This is a genomic window from Clostridium sp. YIM B02551 (genome assembly GCF_022324735.1).
Lineage (GTDB): Bacteria > Bacillota > Clostridia > Clostridiales > Clostridiaceae > Clostridium_T > Clostridium_T paridis.
Window position 1 is genome coordinate 128,725 of the sequence record NZ_JAKGTF010000003.1, and the last position, 25,170, is coordinate 153,894.

General features: G+C 30.0%; 26 protein-coding genes. 6 read left to right on the forward strand and 20 right to left on the reverse strand.

What is annotated here, in order from left to right; translation table 11 throughout:
• Positions 1-170: 170 nt before the first annotated feature.
• On the forward strand, positions 171-638 hold the full coding sequence (locus L1S47_RS04840; protein WP_207753624.1) for a GtrA family protein: 468 nt from the start codon (positions 171-173) through the stop codon (positions 636-638).
• A 61-nt stretch (positions 639-699) separates the two neighbouring features.
• On the opposite strand, the gene hisE is transcribed toward L1S47_RS04840, so the two are convergent.
• The 18 genes from hisE to L1S47_RS04930 all read right to left on the reverse strand — a co-directional run bounded on the left by hisE (position 700) and on the right by L1S47_RS04930 (position 16,342).
• A complete protein-coding gene (hisE, locus tag L1S47_RS04845) occupies positions 700-1,026 on the reverse strand; it encodes a phosphoribosyl-ATP diphosphatase (RefSeq protein WP_238882354.1) in 327 nt (108 codons plus the stop codon).
• Complete coding sequence (hisI, locus tag L1S47_RS04850) at positions 1,023-1,358, reverse strand: phosphoribosyl-AMP cyclohydrolase (RefSeq protein ID WP_202767764.1); 336 nt, start codon at positions 1,356-1,358, stop codon at positions 1,023-1,025. The genes hisE and hisI overlap by 4 nt, the downstream gene beginning before the upstream one ends.
• Before the next feature lie 10 nt (positions 1,359-1,368).
• Positions 1,369-2,130: an imidazole glycerol phosphate synthase subunit HisF gene (hisF, locus tag L1S47_RS04855; RefSeq protein WP_238882355.1), complete on the reverse strand. Its 762-nt coding sequence runs from the start codon at positions 2,128-2,130 to the stop codon at positions 1,369-1,371.
• A gap of 15 nt (positions 2,131-2,145) precedes the next feature.
• A complete protein-coding gene (gene hisA / locus L1S47_RS04860; RefSeq protein WP_238882356.1) occupies positions 2,146-2,859 on the reverse strand; it encodes a 1-(5-phosphoribosyl)-5-[(5-phosphoribosylamino)methylideneamino]imidazole-4-carboxamide isomerase in 714 nt (237 codons plus the stop codon).
• Positions 2,859-3,467, reverse strand: coding sequence for an imidazole glycerol phosphate synthase subunit HisH (gene hisH, locus L1S47_RS04865; RefSeq protein WP_238882357.1), 609 nt, complete (start codon positions 3,465-3,467; stop codon positions 2,859-2,861). Before hisH ends, hisA begins: the two co-directional genes overlap by 1 nt.
• Positions 3,468-3,478: 11 nt before the next feature.
• Positions 3,479-4,072, reverse strand: a complete 594-nt coding sequence (hisB, locus tag L1S47_RS04870; protein ID WP_238882358.1) for an imidazoleglycerol-phosphate dehydratase HisB — start codon at positions 4,070-4,072, stop codon at positions 3,479-3,481.
• Positions 4,053-5,123, reverse strand: coding sequence for a histidinol-phosphate transaminase (gene hisC / locus L1S47_RS04875; protein ID WP_238882359.1), 1,071 nt, complete (start codon positions 5,121-5,123; stop codon positions 4,053-4,055). The genes hisB and hisC overlap by 20 nt, the downstream gene beginning before the upstream one ends.
• 1 nt (position 5,124) lies before the next feature.
• Positions 5,125-6,411, reverse strand: coding sequence for a histidinol dehydrogenase (gene hisD, locus L1S47_RS04880; RefSeq protein ID WP_238882360.1), 1,287 nt, complete (start codon positions 6,409-6,411; stop codon positions 5,125-5,127).
• Between the two features lie 9 nt (positions 6,412-6,420).
• Positions 6,421-7,044, reverse strand: a complete 624-nt coding sequence (gene hisG / locus L1S47_RS04885) for an ATP phosphoribosyltransferase (protein ID WP_202767771.1) — start codon at positions 7,042-7,044, stop codon at positions 6,421-6,423.
• A 37-nt stretch (positions 7,045-7,081) separates the two neighbouring features.
• The gene (gene hisZ, locus L1S47_RS04890) at positions 7,082-8,224 is read right to left on the reverse strand and encodes an ATP phosphoribosyltransferase regulatory subunit (protein ID WP_238882361.1); all 1,143 of its coding nucleotides are present in this window, start codon (positions 8,222-8,224) and stop codon (positions 7,082-7,084) included.
• A gap of 184 nt (positions 8,225-8,408) precedes the next feature.
• Complete coding sequence (gene thiI / locus L1S47_RS04895) at positions 8,409-9,563, reverse strand: tRNA uracil 4-sulfurtransferase ThiI (RefSeq protein ID WP_238882362.1); 1,155 nt, start codon at positions 9,561-9,563, stop codon at positions 8,409-8,411.
• Positions 9,560-10,699 (reverse strand): cysteine desulfurase family protein, encoded by a 1,140-nt coding sequence (locus L1S47_RS04900; protein ID WP_238882500.1) that lies wholly within the window; start codon positions 10,697-10,699, stop codon positions 9,560-9,562. Before L1S47_RS04900 ends, thiI begins: the two co-directional genes overlap by 4 nt.
• A gap of 325 nt (positions 10,700-11,024) precedes the next feature.
• Entirely contained in the window at positions 11,025-11,717 is a 693-nt protein-coding gene (locus L1S47_RS04905; RefSeq protein ID WP_202767774.1) for a TVP38/TMEM64 family protein, read from the reverse strand.
• Between the two features lie 90 nt (positions 11,718-11,807).
• Positions 11,808-12,245, reverse strand: coding sequence for an ACT domain-containing protein (locus L1S47_RS04910; protein WP_238882363.1), 438 nt, complete (start codon positions 12,243-12,245; stop codon positions 11,808-11,810).
• Between the two features lie 5 nt (positions 12,246-12,250).
• The gene (thrB, locus tag L1S47_RS04915) at positions 12,251-13,141 is read right to left on the reverse strand and encodes a homoserine kinase (protein ID WP_202767776.1); all 891 of its coding nucleotides are present in this window, start codon (positions 13,139-13,141) and stop codon (positions 12,251-12,253) included.
• A 1-nt stretch (position 13,142) separates the two neighbouring features.
• On the reverse strand, positions 13,143-14,606 hold the full coding sequence (thrC, locus tag L1S47_RS04920; protein WP_238882501.1) for a threonine synthase: 1,464 nt from the start codon (positions 14,604-14,606) through the stop codon (positions 13,143-13,145).
• A gap of 227 nt (positions 14,607-14,833) precedes the next feature.
• Positions 14,834-15,478 (reverse strand): HD domain-containing protein, encoded by a 645-nt coding sequence (locus L1S47_RS04925; protein WP_238882364.1) that lies wholly within the window; start codon positions 15,476-15,478, stop codon positions 14,834-14,836.
• Between the two features lie 78 nt (positions 15,479-15,556).
• Positions 15,557-16,342 carry a YhfC family intramembrane metalloprotease gene (locus tag L1S47_RS04930; protein WP_238882365.1) on the reverse strand — a complete coding sequence of 262 codons (786 nt, stop codon included), beginning with the start codon at positions 16,340-16,342 and terminating at the stop codon, positions 15,557-15,559.
• Positions 16,343-16,720: 378 nt separating this feature from the next.
• On the opposite strand from L1S47_RS04930, the gene L1S47_RS04935 reads away from it, so the two are divergent.
• The 5 genes from L1S47_RS04935 to L1S47_RS04955 all read left to right on the forward strand — a co-directional run bounded on the left by L1S47_RS04935 (position 16,721) and on the right by L1S47_RS04955 (position 21,231).
• Positions 16,721-17,302: an ECF transporter S component gene (locus L1S47_RS04935; RefSeq protein ID WP_238882366.1), complete on the forward strand. Its 582-nt coding sequence runs from the start codon at positions 16,721-16,723 to the stop codon at positions 17,300-17,302.
• A gap of 53 nt (positions 17,303-17,355) precedes the next feature.
• The gene (locus L1S47_RS04940) at positions 17,356-18,324 is read left to right on the forward strand and encodes a P1 family peptidase (protein WP_238882367.1); all 969 of its coding nucleotides are present in this window, start codon (positions 17,356-17,358) and stop codon (positions 18,322-18,324) included.
• 211 nt (positions 18,325-18,535) lie between these two features.
• The gene (locus L1S47_RS04945; RefSeq protein WP_202767782.1) at positions 18,536-18,727 is read left to right on the forward strand and encodes an alpha/beta-type small acid-soluble spore protein; all 192 of its coding nucleotides are present in this window, start codon (positions 18,536-18,538) and stop codon (positions 18,725-18,727) included.
• A gap of 111 nt (positions 18,728-18,838) precedes the next feature.
• Positions 18,839-20,653, forward strand: a complete 1,815-nt coding sequence (locus tag L1S47_RS04950) for an ATP-binding protein (protein WP_238882368.1) — start codon at positions 18,839-18,841, stop codon at positions 20,651-20,653.
• Positions 20,653-21,231, forward strand: a complete 579-nt coding sequence (locus L1S47_RS04955) for a response regulator (protein ID WP_238882369.1) — start codon at positions 20,653-20,655, stop codon at positions 21,229-21,231. Before L1S47_RS04950 ends, L1S47_RS04955 begins: the two co-directional genes overlap by 1 nt.
• 122 nt (positions 21,232-21,353) lie before the next feature.
• Here the strand turns inward: L1S47_RS04955 and L1S47_RS04960 are convergent, their stop codons facing one another.
• The gene (locus L1S47_RS04960; protein WP_238882370.1) at positions 21,354-22,259 is read right to left on the reverse strand and encodes a transposase; all 906 of its coding nucleotides are present in this window, start codon (positions 22,257-22,259) and stop codon (positions 21,354-21,356) included.
• A 162-nt stretch (positions 22,260-22,421) separates the two neighbouring features.
• Positions 22,422-25,019 (reverse strand): ATP-dependent chaperone ClpB, encoded by a 2,598-nt coding sequence (gene clpB / locus L1S47_RS04965; RefSeq protein WP_238882371.1) that lies wholly within the window; start codon positions 25,017-25,019, stop codon positions 22,422-22,424.
• Between the last annotated feature and the right edge of the window lie 151 nt (positions 25,020-25,170).

Genomic DNA, 25,170 nt, shown 5'->3' on the forward strand with positions numbered 1-25,170 from the left:
TTTTTAATACTTATTATATTATATTCCAATAGGTTGAACTATTGGTAATATTTTATCTTAGTAAAAATTAATAATTATTTTAATGATATTCTATTTTTATTATGTTAAAATGTTTTTAGTTTGTATTTTGCATGTAATCATTTTCTAATACTATCTTGGAGGGGAATTTTTTGATAAACAAAAGCTTTAATTATAAATCCATTATTCAATTTATTACTTATGCCTTAGTTGGAGCATCCAATGTAATAATAGATTTAATTGTACTTAATATACTATGGTTTGCTTCTGGTATGTATATAGGCAGAATCAATTATCTTTTTAAGTTAATTTCGTTTGCTGTATATTCTACTACTGGATATTTACTTAATAAGAAATATACTTTTAAAACAAAAGCTTCAATAAAATCTTACTTTAGTTATATTTCCCTTTTAGCAGTATTAAGTTTAATGGATGCAATTATTTTAGTTAAACTAACAAGATTAAACCCTTTCCACTTACATAGAGGCATGAATGCAAACCTATCAGCCTTTACTGCTGCTATGGCAACAGGCTTGATTGGTTTTATAATTAATAAGTTTATTATATTTAGAAAGAAGTCACACAAAGAACATCCAAATGAAATGGGTGAACTTCACTAAAATTTTGTATATTCCAAAAATCCCTCCATATTTTATCATATGGGGGGATTTTCTAATATTTTTATAGATTTTTTACTTCTTTTCTTTCGCCTTTAAAATTGCCTATCTTCTCACTTCTTTTTTTCAATTCTTCTTCTACTGCTTCTAGTGGTATATCTAGTTCTGCCATTAGTACTAATAAATGATAGGTTAGATCACATATTTCTGCTACTTGATCTTCTTTGCTATCTCCTTTTGAGGCTATAATTACTTCTGTACTTTCCTCACCTATTTTCTTTAATATTTTATCCAAGCCTTTTGAAAATAGATACTTGGTATATGATTCTTCTTCGCCATCTTCTTTTCTAGATAAAATAAGTTTATATAAGCTGTCTAATTCACTTTTCATATCCTTCCCCCATCTATTTTATTGAAAAAGCAACTATTTTTCCCCGTATGGCATGCTGGCCCTTTTGGCTCAACCATCACTAATATTGTATCTCCATCACAATCATAGTACATTTCTTTTACAAATTGTAAATTACCTGAAGTTGCTCCTTTATTCCAATATTCATTTCTACTTCTTGAATAAAACCACGTGGTTCCACTTTCTAAAGTCTTATTAAGACTTTCTTTATTCATATATGCTAGCATTAACACTTCTTTTGTTTTATAATCCTGAACTATTGCTGGTACAAGAGAATTACCTTTGTCAAAATCAATTTTCTCTATATCAAACATAATATCTCCTTTATTTTCTCATAGGAATTTTTCTTTTTCTTAAATAATCCTTAACTTCATTAATTCGAAGTTCCCCATAATGAAATAGAGACGCAGCTAATGCAGCATCAGCTTTCCCACTTTCGAAGGCTTCATAAAAATGTTCTAAACTTCCACAGCCTCCAGAGGCTATAACAGGTACGTTAACTATTTCATCAACCTTTGCAAGAAGTTTATTATCAAAACCTTCCTTTGTTCCATCTCTATCCATGGATGTTAGAAGTATTTCTCCTGCCCCAAGCTTTACCCCTTCTTCAATCCAACTAAGAACGTCTAAGCCAGTATCTATTCTTCCTCCATTTACAAACACATTCCATCCAGTATTATCAGTTCTTCTTTTAGCATCTACTGCAAGTACTATACACTGAGAGCCAAAGTAATAGGATCCTTCTTTAATCAGTTCCTTATTTCTAACTGCAGCAGAATTAAGAGATATCTTATCTGCACCTGCTCTTAATATCCTTCTAATGTCATCTACTGAAGTTAATCCCCCTCCTACAGTAAAGGGAATAAATACTTTTTCAGCAGTTCTTCTAACCACATCCTCCATTATTCCTCTTCCTTCATGAGTTGCCTTAATATCTAAAAACACCAGTTCATCGGCACCTTCATTACTGTAGTATTCTGCGAGTTCTACTGGGTCTCCAACATTTATAAGTCCTTTAAAATTAATTCCCTTAACTACTCTTCCCTTATCTACATCTAGACAGGGAATTATTCTTTTAGTATGCATAATATCCCTCCTAGGTTATTTAACTAAATCCAATGCAGCTTTCAATGAAAGTTCTCCTGAATAAATGGCCTTTCCAGTTATTGCCCCATATATATCTAGTTCCTTTAGTTTTTGAATATCTTCTATATTTTTAACTCCACCAGAAGCTGTAATTTTTATATTTACTTCCTCTTTTAGCCTCTTTAACATTTCAAGATTAACACCTTGAAGGGTTCCATCTCTGCTTATATCAGTAACAATAATATTATCTACACCGTAGTCTGCCATAGTTTTGCTAAAGTGAATATAGTCTAAATTACTTTCTTTAAGCCATCCATTACCGCAGACCTTTCCATCTCTAGCATCAATTCCTACTATAATAGCATCTCCATATTTATCTAATGCTCTTAATAACAATTCTTTATTTTCAATTGCTGCTGTTCCTAGAATAACCTTATCTACTCCATTAGATAGAAGCTTCTCTATTCTATCAAGGTTTCTTATTCCTCCACCTACTTCAATAGACATATCTAAGTCTTTTGCAAGCTTTAGAATAATCTCCTCATTTATTCCTGTTCCTTCCTTTGCTCCATCTAAATCAACTAAATGAAGATTAGTTGCTCCTAAGCTTTGAAATTCTTTAGCTTGATCGAATATATCCTTTGCTACAATTTCCTCTTTAGAATAATCTCCTTGATATAATCTAACAGCTTTTCCACCTCTAATGTCTATAGCCGGTAATATTATCATTAAATCAACTCCCTAAAGTTTTTTAATATCTTAAGTCCTACTTCTCCGCTTTTTTCTGGATGAAACTGTGCTCCATACACCTTACCTTTATTAACTATCGCTGGTATTTTATTTTCTCCATAATTACTATAGGCAATAAGATTTTCATCTTTTATATTTTCTCCTTGAAATGAATGAACAAAATATACATAGCTCTCAACTTGTAACCCTTCCATTATTTTATCTTGCCTATTTACCTCTAAGGAGTTCCACCCAATATGCGGTATCTTAACACTGCTCTCTTTAAGTTTTTTGACTTCTCCTTGTATTATATTTAACCCTTCACATTCTTCGCCCTCATATCCTTTTGAGAATAATAATTGCATACCTAAGCATATTCCAAGCATAGGTTTGCCCTTGTCCACTTCTTCCAGAATTATTTGGTCTAAATTATATTCTTTTAGATTTTTCATAGCATCAGGAAATGCGCCTACTCCTGGTAACAATATTCCTTTTGATGTCTTAATTTCGTTATAATCTCTTGTGACTTTACTCTCTATACCAAGAAATTTAAAAGCATTATATACACTTTTAAGATTTCCCATACCATAATCAATGATGCTTATCATTTTGACCCTCCTTAAAGAGCTCCTTTACTAGAAGGAATTCGGTTCATATTATTTTCATCTATTGTTACAGCTTCTTTCAATGCTCTTCCTAAAGCTTTGAATAGGCCTTCAATTTTATGGTGATCATTCTCCCCATATAAAATTCTTACATGTAAAGTAATCCCTGCATTCATAGCTAAGGCTCTAAAGAATTCCTTTACCATTTCAGTTGAAAAGTTTCCTATACTCTCTCTTGAAAAGTCTCCCTCAAAGTGCAAGAATCCTCTTCCAGATATATCAAGAGAAACTGTAGCTAATGCTTCATCCATAGGTAAAAAGAAGGTGCCATATCTTTTTATTCCTTTTTTATCTCCTAAAGCTTCTTTTATTGCTTTTCCTAGTAGTATTCCTGTATCTTCAACTAAATGATGATCATCAATATATAAATCACCTTTTGCTTTAATATTTAAATCAAAATTCCCGTGAAATGATAATAATGTTAGCATATGATCAAAAAATCCAACCCCTGTTGATATTTCTGAATTACCACATCCATCAATATTAAGTTCCAGTGCAATTTGAGTTTCTTTTGTATCTCTCATACCTTTATAAACTCTTAATGTCATATCCATCATCTCCTTCATAGACTAAAATCTTTCGTAAAGTATCCATTAGTCTTTTATTCTCTTGAGGTGATCCAACTGTTATTCTGAAACTATCATCTTCAAAAGTTCTAATTAAAATATTTTTATTTTTAAGTCCATTTACCAGTGCATCCTTATGAGATGTTTTTCCATATATAAAATTTGATTTAGATGGATAAAAACATATATCAAGTGAGCTTTCAACCTCTAACTCTTTAAGCTCTTCTAATAATTTTTCTCTTTCTGAAATTATTATATTTGTATTCTCTTTTAATAAATTTATATATCCTAATGCAATAGCTCCTAAAGTCTGAGAAAGAGTATTTACATTATAAGGAACCTTATATGCTAAAAGCTCATTTATCTTTTCTTCATTAGAAATTAAGAATCCTACTCTTATAGCTGCTAACCCCCATGCTTTAGATAGAGTTCTCGTCACTATTAGATTATTAAATTTATTAATATACTTAATCATTGATTCACCGTAAAATTCATAGTAAGCCTCATCAACAACTATTGGAATATCTCTAAAGTTTTCGCATATCTTAACTATATCTTTCTCTGCCATCACTGTTCCTGTTGGATTGTTTGGATTTGAGAATATTATCAAACTTACCTTTTCACGTTTCCCTGTTTCTATAAGTTTCTTTACATTAATTTCTCCTTGATCTTCAATTTTAACCTTAACTATTTCTCCGCCTTGAACTGAAGTATAGAAATCAAACATAGAAAAGTCTGGATCCAAGGTTAGTAGTTTCTTTCCCTGTGATATTGTTGAGCTTATAATAAGATTTATCATCTCATCGGAACCATTACCAACAATAATATTTTTTTCCTTAACTCCAGAATATTTTGCATATGCTTTTCTTATACTTAAGGCTTCATCCTCTGGATATCTATTAAACTGAGTAGACGCCAATATTGATGTCATAGAAAATATTGCATCCTTGTATAGATTATTAGATATCTCATTGGCATTAAGTCTAATCTCCTTTGATGTATCCATTGATGTATATGCTTGTATTTTTTTCATCTTAATCTAACCTCACTTTTATAGAATTTCCATGGGCGGTTAACCCTTCCTTATCAGATAAAGTTATAATGTCTTTCGATGCCTTTATTAATTCTTCTCTTGTGTAATATATAAATGAAGATTTTTTAATAAAACTATCGGTAGATAATGCTGAGAAGAACCTTGCTGTTCCTGATGTGGGTAGTACATGATTTGGGCCACCAAAATAATCCCCAACAGGCTCTGGCGTATAGTATCCTAAAAACACACTTCCTGCATTTTTAACTTTCCCTAATAACTCCATTGGATTTTCAATCATTAGTTCTAAATGTTCAGGGGATATTATATTAGAAAGCTTAATACATTCCTCAATACTCTCACATAGTATCCCTATTCCAAACTTAGCCATGGATTTTTTTATAATATCTTTTCTATCTAAATTTTCAGTTTGTTTCTCCATTTCTTGACACACTTCATTTAATAACTCTTCAGAAGTAGTTAGCAAAATTGATGATGCTAAGACATCATGTTCTCCTTGTGATAACATATCTGCAGCAACATATTCCTTTTTAGCTTTTTCATCTGCTATAACTAATATTTCAGATGGTCCTGCTATCATATCTATATCTACAGTACCAAATACTAATTTTTTAGCAGTAGCTACATATATATTTCCAGGCCCAACTATTTTATCAACCGCTTTAATACTTTCAGTTCCATAAGCTAAGGCTCCGATTCCTTGAGCTCCTCCAACCTTATATATTTCATCTACTCCAGCAATTTTAGCTGCAGCTAGAATATAAGGGTTTACTTTTCCGTCCTTCATTGGTGGAGTAATCATTGCAACTGATGAAACCCCTGCTACTTTAGCTGGAATAACATTCATTAATACTGAAGATGGATATGCAGCCGTTCCACCTGGAACATAAACTCCAACTCTTTCAAGTGGAATTACTCTTTGCCCCATAAATACTCCACTTTCATTAGTCTGTATCCAAGAATTTAATTTTTGCTTTTCATGAAATACTTTTATATTTTCTTTAGCTTTTTCTAATGCCTCAATAAATTCTTTTTCAACTTTAAAAAAAGCTTCCTCACTTTCTTCTTTTGAAACTAAAGTTGATTCTAGTTGAACTCCATCATATAACTTAGTGAAATAGCTTAGAGCCTTATCTCCCTCAGCTCTAACCTTGTTTAGTATTTCATTTACTGATTTTAATACCTCTTCACTTTCTTTAACTTCCCTATTCTTTAGTTCTTCTAAAACTTTATTTCTATTTTCTTCGTTGTAATTTAATATTCTTAACATTATAGCCCCCTATATTACATTGCTTATTTTTGAAAGAAAATCTCGAATCTCCTTCTCTTTTAACTTAAAGGCAGTATTATTAACAATAACCCTCGCACTTATATCACAGATTTCATCACGGACAACCAATCCATTTTCCTTTAGTGTTGTTCCCGTTTCCATGATATCTACTATCCCATCACATAACCCTAAAAGCGGTGCAAGTTCAACAGAACCTTCAATCTTGATTATTTCTACGTCCATTCCCTTATCGTAAAAATATTCCTTTGCTACATTTGGATATTTAGTTCCTATTTTAATATGCCCATAGTCTTTAAATAATCTTGACTCTGGAAGAGATGCAACTATGAATTTACACTGTCCTATCTTTAAATCTAAAACTTCGTAATAGTTCAAGTTACTTTCAATAAGCGTATCCTTCCCAACAATACCAACATCCGCTACCCCATGCTCAACATAGGTAATTGCATCAACGCTCTTAACTAGAAAATAGTTATAATCCATTTTCTCATCCTTAAAAATGAGTTTTCTTCCTTTATCTTTTAACAATGACACATCAAATCCAGCTTTTTCAAAGATCTTAACACTTTCTTTTTCTAAACGCCCTTTTGTTAGTGCAATATTTACTGTCATATCCTTCCCCCCAATGAATCATAATAATTTAGAAAGATTAGATTAATATTGTATTTTCATCACTCTCTATTTCTGCGTCGTCATCTTTCTTTTCAATTAAATTAACCTTATAGCCCTTATTTGTTAATTCATTTCCTTTTACCAGTGCCTCAATAAAGTCTTTTTTTGAATATAATATCTTAGTAATCTTTTCTTTTTTACTAATTTTATATACCTCAATTAATGAGTCAATATTTATAGCAAATCCAATTGCCCCATTATCTATTCCAAAAGAATTTATTAGTTTATCATAGCGTCCCCCTTGGAGTACATAGCTTCCAACCCCTTGCACATATCCTCTAATTATCACACCTGTATAATAATTTATTTTAGGTATGATCCCTAAATCTAGGGATACATATTCTTGTAACTTTAATTTTTTAATCGCCTCTGCCAATGCTTTTAAATATAGTATTGGTTCCTTTATTTTTTCATATATTTCAAGTTCACTTATTGAGTCTAAGACTTCAATATTTCCAAAAAGCCATGGAAGCTTTTCTAAAAAGTTTTTAATTTCCTCTGGTATATTAAGCTTATTTAAAAGCCCCTGTAATTCTCCTAGTCTCTTTTTTTCTATTAGAAATGATATTTTTTCTTTAACCTCATCATCAAGATTTAACTCTTCAAATATCCCTGTGATTACCCCCATGTGTCCTAATTCGATTTTGAATTCTTTTAAGCCTAAAGATTTTAGAAGATTAATTGATAGATAGATTATCTCTAAATCACCTTCTAAAGTTTCTCTACCAATTAATTCAGCTCCACAATGAGTTATTTCATTTGGCTTTCCTCCAAAAACCTCATTTACTCTATATACATTCGAAGTATATCTAACTCTAATTGGTCTTTTATAATCTTTTAATTTTGTACTTACTACTCTTGCCATTGGGATTGTCATATCAGGTCTTAAAACAAGAATCTTTCCTTTATTATCAAAGAACTTATACATTTCTTCTTGTTTAAAAGCTTCAGGATGAGAATTAAAAGTATCATAATATTCTAAGGTAGGTGTAATTATTTGTTCATATCCCCAATTTTCTAAGTTTTCTTCTAAAGATTTTCGTATCTCTTCCTTTTTGTAACAATCTTCAGAAATTATATCTCTTGCCCCTTCAGGAAGAAAATTATTAATAGCCCCCATTTTATCCCTCCGTCATTCACTTTATCACTTTATTCTGATAAATTACTAAAGTATACCCTTAATTATACACATTTATACGTAATTGTCAACTTAATATATATTTCCACTATTTCTTTTAAATATGCTAGTAATTATCTATATTTAATAAAAAAAAGATACCCTATATAGGATATCTTTAATAATTTTAAAATGTATAAACTTCCATGTTTTCTATTGCATCTTTAACTAATGCTTCACAATCTAAACTAGATTCTGATTTTTTTATTTCCTCAAGTACTGGTTTTGTCTTAGGATGCTTTGGAACAAAAATAGTACAACAGTCTTCATAAGGTCTTATTGATATATCGTAAGTTTCAATATCTCTTGATATGTCCATTATATCTTCTTTATCCATTGAAATTAACGGTCTAAATACTGGTCTATCTGCTACATCATTTGACACAATTAAACCTTCCATTGTTTGGGAAGCTACTTGACCTATACTTTCTCCAGTTGTAACTGATTGAATGCCTTTTTCCTCTGCTAATGTACATGCCACTCTCATCATAAATCTTCTCATTATTATAGTAAGTTCATCTTCACGGCACTTTTCAATTATTGACATCTGAATATCAGTAAATGGAACTACATATAAATTAACTTTTTCTGTATATGTTGCTAGTACTTTTGCTAAATCCTTAACTTTGTCCTTAGCTCTTTCTGATGTATAAGGATGAGAATGATAGTATACGCAATGTAATTCAACACCTCTTCTTGCCATCATATATCCAGCAACTGGTGAATCTATTCCACCTGAAAGCATTAGCATAGTGCTTCCATTAACTCCGTAAGGCATACCACCTTCACCTTTTACAACATCTCCTAATGTCCATATATAGGCTTTCTTTCTTATTTCAACTTTTACCATACATTCAGGATTTTTCATTTTTACTGAAAGTTCACCATCAAAATTAATTAGAACATGTGCTCCAACTTCTCTAGATACTTCAACTGATTCCATATTAAAATCTTTATTTGCTCTATTAGTCTCTATTTTAAAAGTTTTTGCTCCTGATGCTTTTACTTTTTCGAATGCTAATTCTTTTATTTTGTCAAAATCACTTTCTAGTTCAGTAACAAAACATATTTCCTTAACTCCGAAAACTTTCTTTACTCTATTTGCTACTTCTTCTAAATTTTCTGAAGCTATAAACCATCTGCTCATATCTTCTACAAATTCGAATTCAATTCCGTGTAGTTTTCTTGCAATATTCTTTTTTAATTTTCTTTCAAATTTATTTCTATTTAAACCTTTCAGAAATATCTCTGATGCATATTTTATTAATATTAATTTTCTCATTTTCTTACTCTCCTTAAAAATGTAAGTGCTTTTATAAGCTCTTCTACTGTATAATCTATTTCCTCTTTTGTGCTAAATCTTGAAAAAGAAAATCTAATTGCTCCTTCGCTTTCCTTTTCATTTAAGCCAATAGCCTTAAGTACATATTTTCCTTTACCACCTCTAGAAGAACAAGCTGATCCTGTAGAAACAAAAATATCCTTTTCCTCAAGTAAATGCAATAGTACTTCTGCTTTAATTCCTGGAAATGAAACATTCAAAATATATGGACTTATATATTCCTCTTCCTTAGAATTTATTATTTTATTGTCTAAATCATTTATTAAACTAATGAAATACTTCTTTAGTTCTTTTACTTTATCAAAGTTTTCTTTTATAGATTTATGAGCTATTACTGCTGCCTCAGTCATTCCCATAACAGATGGAACATTTTCAGTACCACTTCTAAATCCGCTTTCCTGTCCACCACCTGATATTAGAGCTTTAGGATTAAGTCCTTTTCTTATGAAACAGAAACCTACACCTTTAGGGCCATGAATCTTATGTCCACTTGCTGTTAAAAAATCTATTTTATATCTATTTACATCTATTTCTATCTTCCCATAACTCTGAACTGCATCCACATGAAATCTTGCTCTACTAGATAATTCTTTTATAGTTTTCCCTATTTCTAATAAATTTTGTATTGTACCTACTTCATTATTAACATGCATTATAGATACTAATACAGTTTCTTTTTTAATGCTTCTTCTAAGTTCCTCTATATCAATTCTTCCTTCTGAATCCAATGTCAATTCAGTAACTTCTGCACCCATATCCTTTAATTCTTTAAGTGTGTTAAGTACTGAAGGATGTTCAAATTTTGTTGTTATAATATGACTTCCCTTTTTGCCAAAAGATTTAAGTATAAAATTATTACCCTCACTTCCACCTGAGGTAAAATAAATCTCGCTTGCAATTGCATTTATAGTACCTGCTATTGCTTCTCTGCAGCTTAATAACTTTCTATCTGCTTCTAAACCAAGTCTATGTAAAGAAGATGGATTTCCAAAGTATTCTCGCATACCAAAATTAACTGCTTCAATTACTTCATCTATAGGCTTTGTTGTAGCAGCATTATCAAAATATACAATCATTTCTGTATCCTTTCTCAATTCTTTTTCCTTTATTTAAAGAACTTTAAATTGTTTGTACTATTCTAGTTATACGGTTTTCCATATGAAACTTAACTTATTCTTGTTTGAATAAGTTATTAGTTGAATTTAAAACACTATAAAAAACCCCTAACTTTAAGATTAATTAAAAATTTATTATATGTCAAAGGAAAGTTTATAAAAAAATAAAAAACTCTTAAATTTATATTGTTGAAACCATTACAATTATTATTTATTAAATTTAGAGAAAATAAAAAAGGAAAAAGATTATTATCTGTAAAAATAATAAAGCATTTTCCTATTAAACTTATTCTATTTCTTCTAATTTACTAAAGAAGTGACTTTTAAATCTTATCCCTACACCAATTATAAGAACAAATACTACTGACAACATTATTATAATAAACTTTTTACCACTTGCTATATTTGCTCCATAATAACTTGATAAGAATAATGCTGGTAATCTTCCTAATGTTGAGTAGATAATAAAGTTTTTAAAATTTATTTTTGATAACCCCGCTAGAAATGCCAAACTATCTTTTGGAAATCCTGGAATTAAGTATACTAAAAAAACAATTAAATTAATTCTCTTGGAATTAAATATTTTCTCGAAAGATCTCTTTACTTTTTTCGGTAAAACCTTTTCAACGAAATTATGGCCAAATCTTCTAGTTGCAAAAAATAACACTGTTGATCCAAGGCTAATTCCTATTATTGAGTATAGTGTTCCAATCCACGTTCCAAATGCATATCCTCCAGCCGCTTGAATAAATTCGCCTGGGATAAAGAAAATAACCACTTGTAGAACTTGTAATAAAATGAATGTTATCCCCGCTAAAGGACCGAAGGATTTAATGTAGTTACTTACTTCATCAGTATTCTTAAGTAACTGCATGAAACTTAGCAATTCATCTTTGTATTTATATATAAATAAAAAAAGCACTAATAAAGTTAAAACTGATAGAGCTTTTTTCCAATGACTTTTAATAAAGTTTATCATGGATTCCGCCTCCATATGTTAGTTTATATCTTTATTGTACTGTGCTTTAATTAATAATACTATTAATATATTCTTAAAATATTCTTAATTCTATTCCATCGCCACAAATTCGACTTTTTGCACACCTTCAAGGGACGAAATCTCTTCTAAAATGTTCCATATATCTTCCCCTAGTGAGCTTACATCCATTGTTATACTAAGATTTGCTGAATTGTTGATTGGAATACCTTGATTTATTGTAAGTATGTTGCCACCTTTTTCTGAAAGAAAATTTAATATACTTGAAAGTATTCCTTTTTTATGTGAAATAATCATATTAAAAGTAAATTTTTTCCCTTGAGAGGTCTCTGAAAACTCGAAAACATAATCCTTGTACTTATAATACACACTTCTACTTATGCCAACTGTTTTCGTAGCTTCAGTTATCTCTTTAACTTTTCCACCCTTTAACAACCTTTTTACTTCTATTACTTTTTCAAATATCTCTGGTAAAACCTTCTTATCAATTACTAAATACTCACTTTTCAATCTTCTCACCCTTCAACTATTTCTGGACCAATGTTATTCTTTTCTAATTCTAGAAGTTTCCATCCTCCATCAAGTGTTTCTAAATACTTTTTAATGCCTTCTTTTATATCAATAGAACCTTTTTTAATAATACACATTATTGTTGGACCCGCTCCACTGAGAAATACACATAGAGCTCCAAGTTCTCTAGCCTTATTTGTTATATTATCAAAATTAGGTATTAAATTACTTCTATAATTTTCATGAAGTTTATCTTTACAAGCTACTTTTAGTAAATCAAAGTTTCCTGAGTAGAAACAACTTAATGTTAGTGCTGCTTTTCCTATGTTATATACACCATCCTTAAATGGTATAACTTCGGGAAGAGCTTTTCTAGCCTTTTCAGTTGAAAGCGTAAATTCAGGAATAAAAGCTAAGAACTCAATCCCATCTTTTATATCAATTCTATTATAATATGCTTTTCCCTCTTCCATTGAAGAAACGACTATGCCTCCAAAGAATGCAGGTGACACGTTATCAGGGTGCCCTTCAATTTCAACTGCTAAATCAAATAAATCATCATTACTAAAAGGACTTCCCATTAAGATATTTGCTCCTATTAAGCCAGCAACTATACAACTTGAACTACTTCCAAGGCCTCTAGATATAGGAATTTCTTCTTTAATTATTCCTATTTTCACGCCTATTTTCTTGTAATTCGCCTTATTAAAACAGCGAATCATAGCTTCATATATAATGTTTTGTTCATTACAAAACTCTTCCTTTACTCCAACAAACTCTAGTCCTTCTGGAATCTCTTCAAAGAAATATTCATTATATAGTTTAAAAGCTAACCCCATGCAATCAAACCCAGCCCCTATATTTGCAGTTGTTGCTGGAACTTTAACTCGTACCATACTATACACCTACTTTTAGTATTTCTTTTAGTGTAGCTTCCATTTTATCACTTGGACACTCTAAATTATGAAGTATAGGAAGATCCTTAAGTTCCTTTAATCCTGCAGGAATTTCTAAAGATGTGTAGTCAGAAAGTTTATTTAATAGTTCTAAATCACTTTCTTCGTCTACTTTTATTTCTAGTGCATTTATTATACTTCTATTAAACTTAAATGGACTTGCTGTTGAAGCTATTAATACCTTTTTATTGTCACCAGTTTTCTCTTGATACTTTTTATATACACTATAGGCTACTGCAGTGTGTGTATCCATTAAATACTCTTCTTTATTATAAACATCTTTTATTGCTTTATATACTTCATCAATTTCTGAATAATCTCCATAAAAATCACTTAACTTCTCCTTCATTTCCTGGGTAATTGAATATTTACCACTGCTTTGAAGGGAATTCATTAATTCCTGAACCTTTTCACTATCTCTATCTGAAAGTTCATATAATAATCTTTCTAAGTTTGAAGAAACTAGTATATCCATAGATGGAGATTCTGTTAGTATAAGTTCTCTATTTTTATCATAGGTCCCTTCCTTGAAGAAGTCTGTTAACACATTATTTTCATTAGATGCACATATTAATTTATCAATAGGTAACCCCATTTGTTTTGCATAGTAAGCAGCTAATATATTTCCAAAGTTTCCTGTTGGAACTGCTACATTGATATTATCTCCTTCTTTTATTTCACCTTGTCTAACCAACTCAAAGTATCCATAAAAATAATATACTATTTGAGGAACCAATCTTCCTATATTGATTGAATTTGCTGAAGATAATGAAATGTTGCTCTTTTCAAGATCTTCTTTCAGTTCCTTATTACTAAAGATTGTTTTTACCCCTCTTTGAGCATCATCAAAATTCCCATCTATTGCTACAACAAAAACATTGTTACCCCTTTGAGTTCTCATTTGCTTTTCTTGCACTTCAGATACTCCTGATTTTGGATAATAAACTACTACTTTAAAACCTTCAACACCACTAAACCCTTCCAACGCTGCTTTCCCTGTATCACCTGAAGTTGCAGTTAATATAACTATTTCATTTTTGAAATTTATTACCTTCTTTGCTTTCTTCATGATTTGTGGAAGAAATAGAAGTGCTGCATCTTTAAATGCAGATGTGGGTCCATGATATAGTTCTAGGAATCCATTCTTTACTTCTACATTAAATCTTCCTTTATATGCATCGCTAATAGCCCTGATTAAATCTTCATTTGGTATGTCTGTAAAATATTGACCTATGATTTTTTCAGCCAATTCTTCATATCCATAATCAACTTTATCCTTTAATTTTGAATAAACTTCTGGAAAACTTGATGGAACAAATAGCCCCCCATCTTTTGCTATTCCTTTTAAGATTGCTTCTGAAGAAGATATATTATCTTCCACGCCTCTTGTACTTCTAAATAACATAAAATCACCCCAAATTTGCATATTACATTATATAGTAATATATAATAAAAAAATTATACCTTGTCTACCTTAAGAATACAACTGTTTTTTTATGAAAGACTTTCTTTAGGGGACGGTTAACATTTTTTTGTTGTATTTTTAAGGTGTTATGCAATCAAAATTGCTTAAATTTCACTTAAAATAGTTTATTTAATTGTTAACCGTCCCCTAAATTTTAAAAGATGAGCCTACACTGTTTGTAGGCTCATCTTTTCTTTTTTACTATTTAATTTGCTTTTAAAATTATTAATTGCTATTTCTGTGTTAATTCTATCCTTTTCTGAAAGTTCTCCTCGTCCGCATCTATCTGCATATGATAATAATGCAATTTCATCTATTGAGGTGTCCATTATTAATCCTTTAATATTTGCAAATGGAAGATTTTTTTCAACATACAAATAATGCATATGATATTTTACTAAATTACTTACCTTCTCTATAAACTGATGGTCCTCCTCAAATGGTCTTATAAAATCTACGACCATCTCGCTTCCTACACTATCGTGGTTATATGATGTCCATCTACCATTTCGCATTTTAGTTGTAGTTAATTTTCCTATATCATGTAGAAGTGCTGCCCACATTAAAGCTCTTTTATCTGTACTTTTACTTCTAAGATTTGCAGCTTCATCCACAACCAACATCACATGATTTAGTACATTTCCTTCTGGGTGATATTTAGGAGATTGCTCAATTGTAGCTAATCTTTCAATTTTGTGAAATACTGTTCCTTTTAATGAGTTATTATTAAAGAGAGTTCTTAAAAATATTGATGGCTTTTCATCCTCCAATAAATGCGTATCAATTTCATTAAAAATTTCTTGATTATTCATTTGTACACCTTCTTTATAAAGCTTTATAAATGTTTATATATATGGTTTGTTTATGATGATTTTTTATTCTATTCATTTTTAAACATCTCTAGTAAACAATCCCTTAGATTTTTTAATAAATAATAATGCTATAACGAACGAAACAAATGCACCTATCTCAACTATAAATATATTAACTATTCCCACTTGGTAAAGCACTGCTGGGAAATCAATTAGTGCATGGAATATAATTGCTAAGAATAAAAATTTATATTTTCGCTCTTTTATCGCATATAAAACAAGTAATGACAGTCCTACTTGAATTCCTAATGCAAATATCCTTTCTATACCTGATATAAGCCAATAATAACTTTGAGTATCTATTAATGCATTTTTTGCATTTTCTAGTGTATTTGCAGCCACTCCTGAAGTATCTATTAATTTATTATAAGTTCCTGTGTTTATCATAATCGATAGAATAAGATTATTTAAAAATCCTAATCCAGCTAGCAAGATAGCTTCAATTCCGCCATGTCCTAAACCATATGCCAAGCCATCTTTCCATTCTTTTTTGTTTTTAAGTACAAATTTAAAAATAATAAACCTTGCCGTTTCTTCAAAGATCCCAGCCATTAGTCCACCATACAACATATATAAGATTGGATTCTTTAAAACTTCAGCTGTAACTGTTATCTTTGTTAAAACGGCTATATGAACTGACTTTTCTAATACTTGTGTTGCTACAAAGAAAGCTACCGCCCCTATTAATACAGTTTTTATTGAAATTCTTTCTTTTTTATAAAAATAGATTACCAATGTTATTGGTAAAATAATAGAAATAATTATTGTTATTGCCATAAAAAAAATAGAAACTGTACTTACCATATCTTCACCTCTTAAAAATATCCTTTAAATTAAATTATAATACTAATAATCTAATGTATGCTTAAGATTTTCTTAAAAGTACTGGGGACGGTTAACAACTATTTGCACTAGTAAAGTATAAATAGTTGTTAACCGTCCCCCAAAAAGAAAGAATTTTCAGAATTAATTTTTTTTATGTCATAAACACTAACAATAAAGCCATTTGTCCAAATTAAATGCAAGAGTTAGATATTTTTTTAACAATATGGTATTGCACTTATAATTTAAAATGATAAAATCTTATTGTCGGTATTCTATTTTAGAAACTGAACTAGGATCAAATTTATAATTTTTTCCGAATTATATCTACTTAAAAGAGTAAGAACGGAGGCTATCAAAATGGAAAGAAAAACAACTATGACTATGAGTATTAGAAAGCTTGTAGTAACAGGGATGCTAACTGGTATCACATTATTTTTAGGATTAACTGGGCTTGGATTTATAAACATACCGCCAGTTAAAGCAACTATTATGCACGTACCCGTAATTATTGGAGCTATTGTTGAAGGACCAGTAGTTGGAGCTGCAGTAGGATTTTGTTTTGGATTATTCTCAATGTACCAAGCATTTACAGCACCTACACCAACTTCATTTATATTCTGGAACCCAATAATCGCTATCTTGCCTAGAATACTTATTGGTTTATTTTCTTATTATGCTTATGCTTCAATAAGAAAGAAATTCCCTAAGACAGGTATTGGTGTTGCTGCTGTTATTGGTACACTAACAAATACAATCTTTGTTTTAGGACTAACATATGTTTTCTATGCTGCAAAATTTGCACAAGCTATTGGTATTAATCCATCAACTGTTGGAAAAGCCCTTTTCACAATAGGACTTTCAAATGGAATTCCAGAAGCTTTGGTTTCAGCAATAATTGCAGTTCCTGTAATAAGTATTTTGAATAAAATTAGATCGTAATTATTATAAGCATCCAAGAATCTTGGATGCTTTTGTGATATGGAGGTATTATTATGAATGAGATAAAATTTACTAATATTGATGGAATTAAGCTTGGTCATGCTCAAAATTTTGAAGGATGCACTGGCTGTTCTGTTGTTATTTGTAAGGAAGGTGCCTCTGGAGGTGTAGATGTCCGTGGTGGTTCTCCAGGAACGAGAGAAACTGACCTCTTAAATCCTATGGAACTAGTTGATAAAGTTCATGCAATCGTATTATCTGGTGGAAGTGCTTTTGGCTTAGATGCTTCTGCAGGCGTAATGGAGTACTTAGAAAAAAACTCAATAGGTTTTGATGTTGGTGTTACGAAAGTTCCAATTGTTTGTAGTGCTGTTTTATTTGACCTTGTTATTGGTAGTTCAGATATTCGTCCTGATAAATTAATGGGACTTCAAGCATGCATTAATTCTGAAGAATATAATGGCGACATAAATGGAAATATTGGAGCTGGTACAGGTGCAACTGTTGGGAAATTTAAAGGACCTGAATTCTCCATGAAAGGTGGACTTGGAACTTATGCAGTACAAGTTGGCGATCTTCAAGTAGGCGCAATCGTTGCAGTTAACGCATTAGGTGATATCATTGATACGGAAACTAATAATATCATCGCAGGTGCTCTAACTGATGATAAGAAAACTTTTGTAAATACTGAAGACTATATGATTTCACAATATGATAAGAGTAAAAATGTTTTTAGTGGAAATACAACAATAGGCGTCATTGTTACAAATGCAATTCTAACTAAGGCTCAGGCTAATAAAGTAGCATCTATGAGTCATAATGGTTATGGAAGAGCGATTAGACCTGCTCATACAATGTTTGATGGTGATACTATATTTACTTTATCTACAAACAAAGTAAATGCTGACATTAATGTTGTTGGACTTTTAGCTGCTAAAGTTATGGAAAAGGCTATTGTTCGTGGGATTAAAGAAGCTAGTTCAGTTCATGGATTAATTTCTTATAAAGAATTTAATAAATGATGTATTTTTTTATTTGTTTTTTATAAAAATATAAAAGTGCATTATTATAACAATTTGTCCTATTTTTTGGTTAGACATGTACACATTTCCTCTTTTACCTCTGATATTATAGTGTATTAAAAACAAGAGTGCACAAAATAATGATGCAAAGCAAATAAAGCTTAGCAAATAAAATATAAAATCCCACAAGGGATAAAAGGAGGAAACTGTTATGGCAAGAAGTAATAGAACATTAGTACCAGATGCAAAAAATGGGCTATCTAAATTTAAAAATGAGGTAGCTAGTGAATTAGGCGTTCACTTAAAAGAATACAATGGAGATATAACTGCTAGAGAAGCAGGTTCAATCGGTGGAGAAATGGTAAAAAGAATGGTTGAACAATATGAAAACAATATAAAATAATTAGTAAACAAAAGGGTGTCTCCTTATAGGAGACATCTTTTTTATTTAAGAATTTTGTCATATAATATATTTTATTAATATCAATATAATCAACATAAGGAGTTGTTTAATTTGAAAAACAGCCTTCGGGTAAAATTTAAAATACTTATTACTCTATTAATATCAGTAAATGCAGTTATTGTAATTATTTCACTATATAATTTTTTCTATATAAAGGATTCTATTAATAGTTTTTATAAATACAATTTTGACAGTATTAATGCTGTTAAAAATATGCAAGATATTACAGAAAATCAGCATTTTGCATTATTAAATTATATTTCTACTAAAAATGAAGTTTATAAGAGCAATTTTTTAGATTTAGAAAAAAATTTTTATGACAATTATGCTATTCAACTTGATAGGACCTCTGAAAATGGGGAATCGGACTTGAATAATCAAACAAAAGCACTATATATTAAATTTTTTAATACAGGTAAAACTACTTTTGATTCTTACGATAAAGGAAATAGTACCTCTGGTTATTATAATGAAATACAAAATAAATATAATGAACTTAAACAAAATTTAGATGCTATATATGAACTTAATAATAATGCTATGAAAGTAAAGATACTAAATTCTCAAGAAAAAATAATTCTTTCTTCGAAATTTTTATTCATATCTTCTTTGATAGTCTTATTTCTAAGTATTCTTTTATCAAATAAATACTTAGATAAACTGCTACTCCCTCTAGTAAATCTTCAGAATGCAATACGCGGCTTTAAAGATGGAAACTTTTCATTTAATAGACCTATTAATTCAGAAGATGAGATAGGCGAAATTTATAAAGAATTTCACAATATGTCAAAAAGAATTAAGGAATTTAAAGACTCAACTTTGGGACAACTTATGGAAGAAAAAAATAAGTCGCTGGCAATTGTTAAAAGTATATCAAATCCTTTAATTGTTTTGGATAACAATTTCAAGTGCATCTTAATAAATGATGCTTGCGAGGATTTCTTTAAGTTTCGTGAAGCCTCACTAATAGGCCAACATATATTAGATTTCATTACAGATGGAGATTTATTTGATTTTATCTCAAAGGCTAAAGAGGTTAACTTTAGTGGTGCATCTAAAGTAATGAATTTTCATAAAGATAGTCATAGTTTTAATGTATCTGTTTCAACTATAAAAAATCGAGATTCAAACCTAAACGGAATAATAGTATATTTTCAAGATATTACAGAACTAAAAAAACTTGATAAATTAAAACAGGACTTTATTAGCACTCTTTCACACGAGTTAAAAACTCCGCTAACTTCAATTATGATGGGCTCTTCAATGCTTGAGGAAAGTGTTATAATTGAAAATGCTGATGAAAGATATAGAATTATCAACACAATACAAGAAGATGCAGAAAACTTATTAAATATGATTGATAATTTTTTAAAGCTTACTCAGTTAGAAACTGATCAAAATTACTTAAATTTTGAGATTGCAGATATTTCTGATATTATTAAGAATTCTATTAAGAATTTTTGTACTATATCTCACGCTAGAAATATAACATTGAATTTTGAAAGAATCGGGGCTTTGCCAATGATTTCTATTGACAAGGAGAAATTTTCTTGGGTTGTTAATAATCTTATTTCCAATTCTATAAAATACTCCTTAGATAACAAACAAGTATTTATTTCTTTATACTCTGATGATAAATCAATAATTCTTACTGTACAGGATCAAGGTATTGGTATTAGCAAATCACAAATAGATAAAATATTTGATAAATTCTATAGAGGCAACGATACATCAAATGGTACTGGACTTGGACTACCTTTATCTAAACAAATCGTTGAGCTCCATAACGGTACAATAACTTGTAATAGTGTATACGGATCTGGAAGTATCTTTAAGGTTACACTTCCAATAATAGGAGGCATATAATGAAAACTATTTTAGTAGTAGATGATACGAAAAATATAAGAGAAATGCTTAAAACTTTTTTAGAAATAGAAGGGTTTAAGGTTTTTGAGGCAAAAAATGCTGAAGAGGCTATAGAAATATTTAATCACCATCAAATTGACTTAATGTTTACTGATATAAAACTTCCAAATGTATCAGGAACAGAACTTTTAAAGCAAGTTAAAAAAATGAATAAATCAACAACAGTTATTGTGATGACTGCTTTTGGAACAATAAAGAATGCTGTAGAATGCACTAAATTCGGTGCTGCCGCTTATCTTCAAAAGCCTTTCACTACCAAAAGAATTAAATCAGTTTTAGACGAAGTTTTAAGAAAACATACTATAAAAAAAGATGTTAACTCATACTTAGTTTTATCTAAAAAATTAATAGACGATAATGACTATTTTAAAGCAGAAGAAGTTTTAAATAAGGCTCTTTCTATTGATAAGGAAAATAAAGAAATTTACCTATTAATAAGTCAAATTGCTGAACTTCAAGGAAATTTTGAAAAAGCGAAAAAGTTTATTTCTATGGCTGAAATACTTGGGGACGGTTAACATTTATTAATTCTATATTTTATATTAAAATTTAAATGTTCTGAATGTAAAAAAGATAGACAAATTAGCTTGTCTATCTTTTTTTCTATTTTACAGCCAAAATTTTAAGTAATTTTTTTAATTTATGCTGACTTTAAAAAATTATAAATTTCGTCATTGTATTCTTTATCATAAATAATTAAATTAATGCCTATTCCACATAACTTAGATACTCTTGAATAAGTTATGTTCCCCAAAACCTCAGAAATCTCACTACATTTAAAGTTTCCTAAACTTTTCATTAACACCACCACAATTGCTTTTGCGTTTAGTGTTTCTCTTCTATTTTTAATATTAAGCATATCACGTCCAAAACCATACTTATCTTTTATATATTTAAAAATTGAGTCTAAAGTGAAATTCCTATCTATAATTTTTCTGCCGCTTATATATTGACTCTTCTCTTTTTTAAATTCGCCTTCATTAATATTTATTCCTGAATATCTGCTAATCTTCTCTGAATACCTTTTACATGCCAAATAGGAATCTTCTGCTATCAAAGAATTTATAAAAGAATTATCAACTATTTGAAATTCATCATTCTTTAAATTCAGATAAGATCCTAAGCTTGAAAATCTATATTTCTCAGGAAATCTTCTGTATCTTTTAATATCTTTAGGATTATTATGTATGTATAATGATAAGTTCATAAGATATCTATCGCTATTTATCAATTTACTTTTAAATCTGTCTTGGAACAAATGTCCATGTCTCTTATATTTGTGATTATAATATCTTGAATACATTAAGTTAACTCTATGCATTACTTTTGATATATCACTTCCACAAGAATCAATAATGAAATGGGCGTGATTATTCATTAAACAAAAAGCATAAATTTTAAAAACATAAAACTTTTGACATTCTTTTAGAAAATCTAAATATTGAATTTTATCAAAATCATTCTTAAATAGTTTTACTTCAGAGATACTTCTAATCATTACATGATAAATTCCATTGCTAACTTTTATTCTTGCAGCTCTAGGCATAAAAATCACCTTCCTTACCTACTGAATTATTGCCATATTTTATTTACCTATTCAATAGATACGTTGATTTTAACGGGGACGGTTAACATTTCTTATATCTAATTTAGATCACTTAAATGTTAACCGTCCCCGATTATATTACCTTGATTACCAGATTTAATTTTAAACCTTAAACACTAATGCACTATCCTCTTCATCGATAGTTACTGTTACTCCATCATAGATTTCTCCTGAAATTATTCTTTTTGCAAGATTTGTTTCTAATGTATTTTCAATATATCTCTTTAATGGTCTTGCACCATATACTGGGTCAAATCCCTCTTCCGCAATTAATTTTTTAGCATTATCAGTTATCTCTAGGATTACATTCTTTTCTTTCATTTTATTTTTAACCTTAATCAAGAATATATCTATTATTTTCTTAATATCATCTAATGATAATGGACTAAAGGTTATTATATCATCAACTCTATTTAAGAATTCTGGTTTAAATCTCGACTTCATTTCATTCATAACTTTAGCCTTCGATTCTTCTGAAACTCTACCATCTTTACTTCCATCTAATAAATAAGAACTTCCTATATTGGAGGTCATTATTATAATTGTATTCTTGAAATCAACAGTTTTACCTTGATTATCAGTTAGTCTTCCATCGTCTAAAATCTGTAGGAACACATTAAATACATCTTGGTGAGCCTTCTCTATCTCATCAAACAAGATAACTGAGTAAGGTTTTCTCCTAACTGCTTCTGTTAGCTGACCACCCTCCTCATACCCTACATATCCTGGAGGCGCTCCTATCAATCTAGAAACAGAATATTTCTCCATGTATTCTGACATATCAATTCTTATAATGTTCTCTTCTGAGTCAAAAAGAGTTCTTGCTAATGTTTTGGCTAATTCAGTCTTACCGACACCAGTTGGGCCTAAGAAAATGAACGATCCTATTGGTCTATTTTCGTCTTTTAGCCCTGCTCTTGCCCTTATAACTGCATTTGTAACTGATTGAATTGCCTCATTTTGACCTATAACTCTTTCTCCTAATTCATCTTCCAATCTTAAAAGCTTCTTCTTTTCCCCTTCCACTAGCTTTGTTACAGGAATTCCAGTCCATTTAGATACTATGTTTGATATTTCATTTTCTGTAACCTCTTCCTTTAAAAGGGCTCCCTCATAGTTTTCTTTAACTTCATTTTCTTTTTCAGCTATTTTCTCTTCAAGGGATGGAATAAGTCCATATTTAAGTTCAGCTGCCTTATTTAGATCGTACTCTCTTTCATATTTTTCAATCATTCCTCTAGCATCATCTAGCTGCTTTTTAAGTTCTCTAATCTCTGATATATGAGACTTTTCTTTTTCATATTTTGCACTCATCTCGTCATTTTTACTTTTTAGTTCCACAAGTTCTTTATCTATTGATTGAGCTCTTGCAATTGATGCTGGATCTTTTTCTTTAAGTAATGCTTCTCTTTCAGTTTCCAATAGAAAAATCTTTCTTCTTACCTCATCAAGTTCCGTAGGCAAGGAGTCTATTTCGCTTCTTATCATAGCACCAGCTTCATCTATTAAGTCTATGGCCTTATCTGGCAAGAATCTTCCTTGAATATACCTATCAGATAATTTTGCAGCTGCAACTATGGCAGAATCATGGATTCTTATTCCATGATGTATTTCAAATCGTTCCTTTAATCCTCTTAAAATTGAAATTGTATCTTCTACTGTTGGCTCATCAATTATAACTGGCTGAAATCTTCTTTCAAGAGCCTTATCTTTCTCAATGTATTGTCTATATTCATCAAAAGTTGTTGCCCCTATACAATGAAGCTCTCCTCTTGCTAAAAGAGGCTTAATTAGGTTTCCAGCATCCATTGCACCTTCTGTTTTACCAGCACCAACTATTGTATGAATTTCATCAATAAATAATATTATTCTACCTTCTGAACTCTGAACTTCTTTTAATACCGCTTTTAGTCTCTCTTCAAATTCACCTCTATATTTTGCACCTGCAATTAATGCTCCCATATCTAACGAAAATATTATTTTATCTTTTAATCCCTCTGGTATATCTCCTCTAACAATTCTCTCAGCCAATCCTTCAACTATAGCTGTCTTTCCAACTCCAGGCTCCCCAATAAGTACAGGGTTGTTTTTAGTTCTTCTAGAAAGAATTCTAACAGTTCTTCTTATCTCCTCATCTCTTCCTATAACTGGATCTAGCTTATGTTTCTTGGCTAATTCAACTAAGTTGACTCCGTATTTGCTTAACGCATCATATGTTCCTTCTGGATCTTGTGTTTCAACTCTTTGACTTCCTCTTATTTCTTTTAAGGCCTTTAAAAATTCATTCTTTGTAACACCATATTTATTTAACAAATTCCCTATTACATTCTTATTTTCTATGTCAATAATCCCTAAGAATACATGCTCTACACTTATATACATATCTTTAAAGTCTTCAGCGTATTTATCTGACTTTATAAGTATTTCTTCTATTTTCCTAGTTGCGTATACACCTGATGAGGACGCAGCTGAACCTAATACCTTAGGCATACCAGATAAAAGTGAATCAGTATCCAATCTTAGTGATTTGATATCTTTTCCCATCTTACTTAAAATATTTGCAATAAGTCCATCTTCAGCATTAATAAGAGCTGCAAAAAGATGTATTGAATCTACACTTTGATGATTGTTCTTAACTGCTATTTCATGTGCATCATTTAATGATTGCTGCACTCTTAATGTCATTTTTTCAATATTCATATTATCACCTCATTAAAATTCTCCTTGTATTTTGCTTTAATTTAATAATAATATAAAAGTCAAAGAAAGTCAAAGTCTATTTTTATCTTCCTTTTATCTCTTTTTTCTCTTTATGATATAATATATTTATAAATAATAATTTGAGGTGAGA

What these genes read in the sequence shown, in the direction of transcription:
- L1S47_RS04960 (WP_238882370.1), bottom strand. Translation starts at nt 22,259, where the DNA reads ATGCCTAGAGCTGCAAGAATAAAAGTTAGCAATGGAATTTATCATGTA.
- thrB (WP_202767776.1), bottom strand. Translation starts at nt 13,141, where the DNA reads ATGGTACGAGTTAAAGTTCCAGCAACAACTGCAAATATAGGGGCTGGG.
- L1S47_RS04955 (WP_238882369.1), top strand. Translation starts at nt 20,653, where the DNA reads ATGAAAACTATTTTAGTAGTAGATGATACGAAAAATATAAGAGAAATG.
- hisH (WP_238882357.1), bottom strand. Translation starts at nt 3,467, where the DNA reads ATGATAAGCATCATTGATTATGGTATGGGAAATCTTAAAAGTGTATAT.
- L1S47_RS04925 (WP_238882364.1), bottom strand. Translation starts at nt 15,478, where the DNA reads ATGAATAATCAAGAAATTTTTAATGAAATTGATACGCATTTATTGGAG.
- hisE (WP_238882354.1), bottom strand. Translation starts at nt 1,026, where the DNA reads ATGAAAAGTGAATTAGACAGCTTATATAAACTTATTTTATCTAGAAAA.
- thrC (WP_238882501.1), bottom strand. Translation starts at nt 14,606, where the DNA reads ATGTTATTTAGAAGTACAAGAGGCGTGGAAGATAATATATCTTCTTCA.
- thiI (WP_238882362.1), bottom strand. Translation starts at nt 9,563, where the DNA reads ATGAGAAAATTAATATTAATAAAATATGCATCAGAGATATTTCTGAAA.
- hisF (WP_238882355.1), bottom strand. Translation starts at nt 2,130, where the DNA reads ATGCATACTAAAAGAATAATTCCCTGTCTAGATGTAGATAAGGGAAGA.
- hisD (WP_238882360.1), bottom strand. Translation starts at nt 6,411, where the DNA reads ATGTTAAGAATATTAAATTACAACGAAGAAAATAGAAATAAAGTTTTA.
- hisB (WP_238882358.1), bottom strand. Translation starts at nt 4,072, where the DNA reads ATGACATTAAGAGTTTATAAAGGTATGAGAGATACAAAAGAAACTCAA.
- L1S47_RS04905 (WP_202767774.1), bottom strand. Translation starts at nt 11,717, where the DNA reads ATGATAAACTTTATTAAAAGTCATTGGAAAAAAGCTCTATCAGTTTTA.
- clpB (WP_238882371.1), bottom strand. Translation starts at nt 25,019, where the DNA reads ATGAATATTGAAAAAATGACATTAAGAGTGCAGCAATCATTAAATGAT.
- hisG (WP_202767771.1), bottom strand. Translation starts at nt 7,044, where the DNA reads ATGACAGTAAATATTGCACTAACAAAAGGGCGTTTAGAAAAAGAAAGT.
- L1S47_RS04945 (WP_202767782.1), top strand. Translation starts at nt 18,536, where the DNA reads ATGGCAAGAAGTAATAGAACATTAGTACCAGATGCAAAAAATGGGCTA.
- L1S47_RS04940 (WP_238882367.1), top strand. Translation starts at nt 17,356, where the DNA reads ATGAATGAGATAAAATTTACTAATATTGATGGAATTAAGCTTGGTCAT.
- L1S47_RS04935 (WP_238882366.1), top strand. Translation starts at nt 16,721, where the DNA reads ATGGAAAGAAAAACAACTATGACTATGAGTATTAGAAAGCTTGTAGTA.
- hisC (WP_238882359.1), bottom strand. Translation starts at nt 5,123, where the DNA reads ATGAAAAAAATACAAGCATATACATCAATGGATACATCAAAGGAGATT.
- L1S47_RS04930 (WP_238882365.1), bottom strand. Translation starts at nt 16,342, where the DNA reads ATGGTAAGTACAGTTTCTATTTTTTTTATGGCAATAACAATAATTATT.
- hisA (WP_238882356.1), bottom strand. Translation starts at nt 2,859, where the DNA reads ATGATAATATTACCGGCTATAGACATTAGAGGTGGAAAAGCTGTTAGA.
- hisZ (WP_238882361.1), bottom strand. Translation starts at nt 8,224, where the DNA reads ATGGGGGCTATTAATAATTTTCTTCCTGAAGGGGCAAGAGATATAATT.
- hisI (WP_202767764.1), bottom strand. Translation starts at nt 1,358, where the DNA reads ATGTTTGATATAGAGAAAATTGATTTTGACAAAGGTAATTCTCTTGTA.
- L1S47_RS04900 (WP_238882500.1), bottom strand. Translation starts at nt 10,699, where the DNA reads ATGATTGTATATTTTGATAATGCTGCTACAACAAAGCCTATAGATGAA.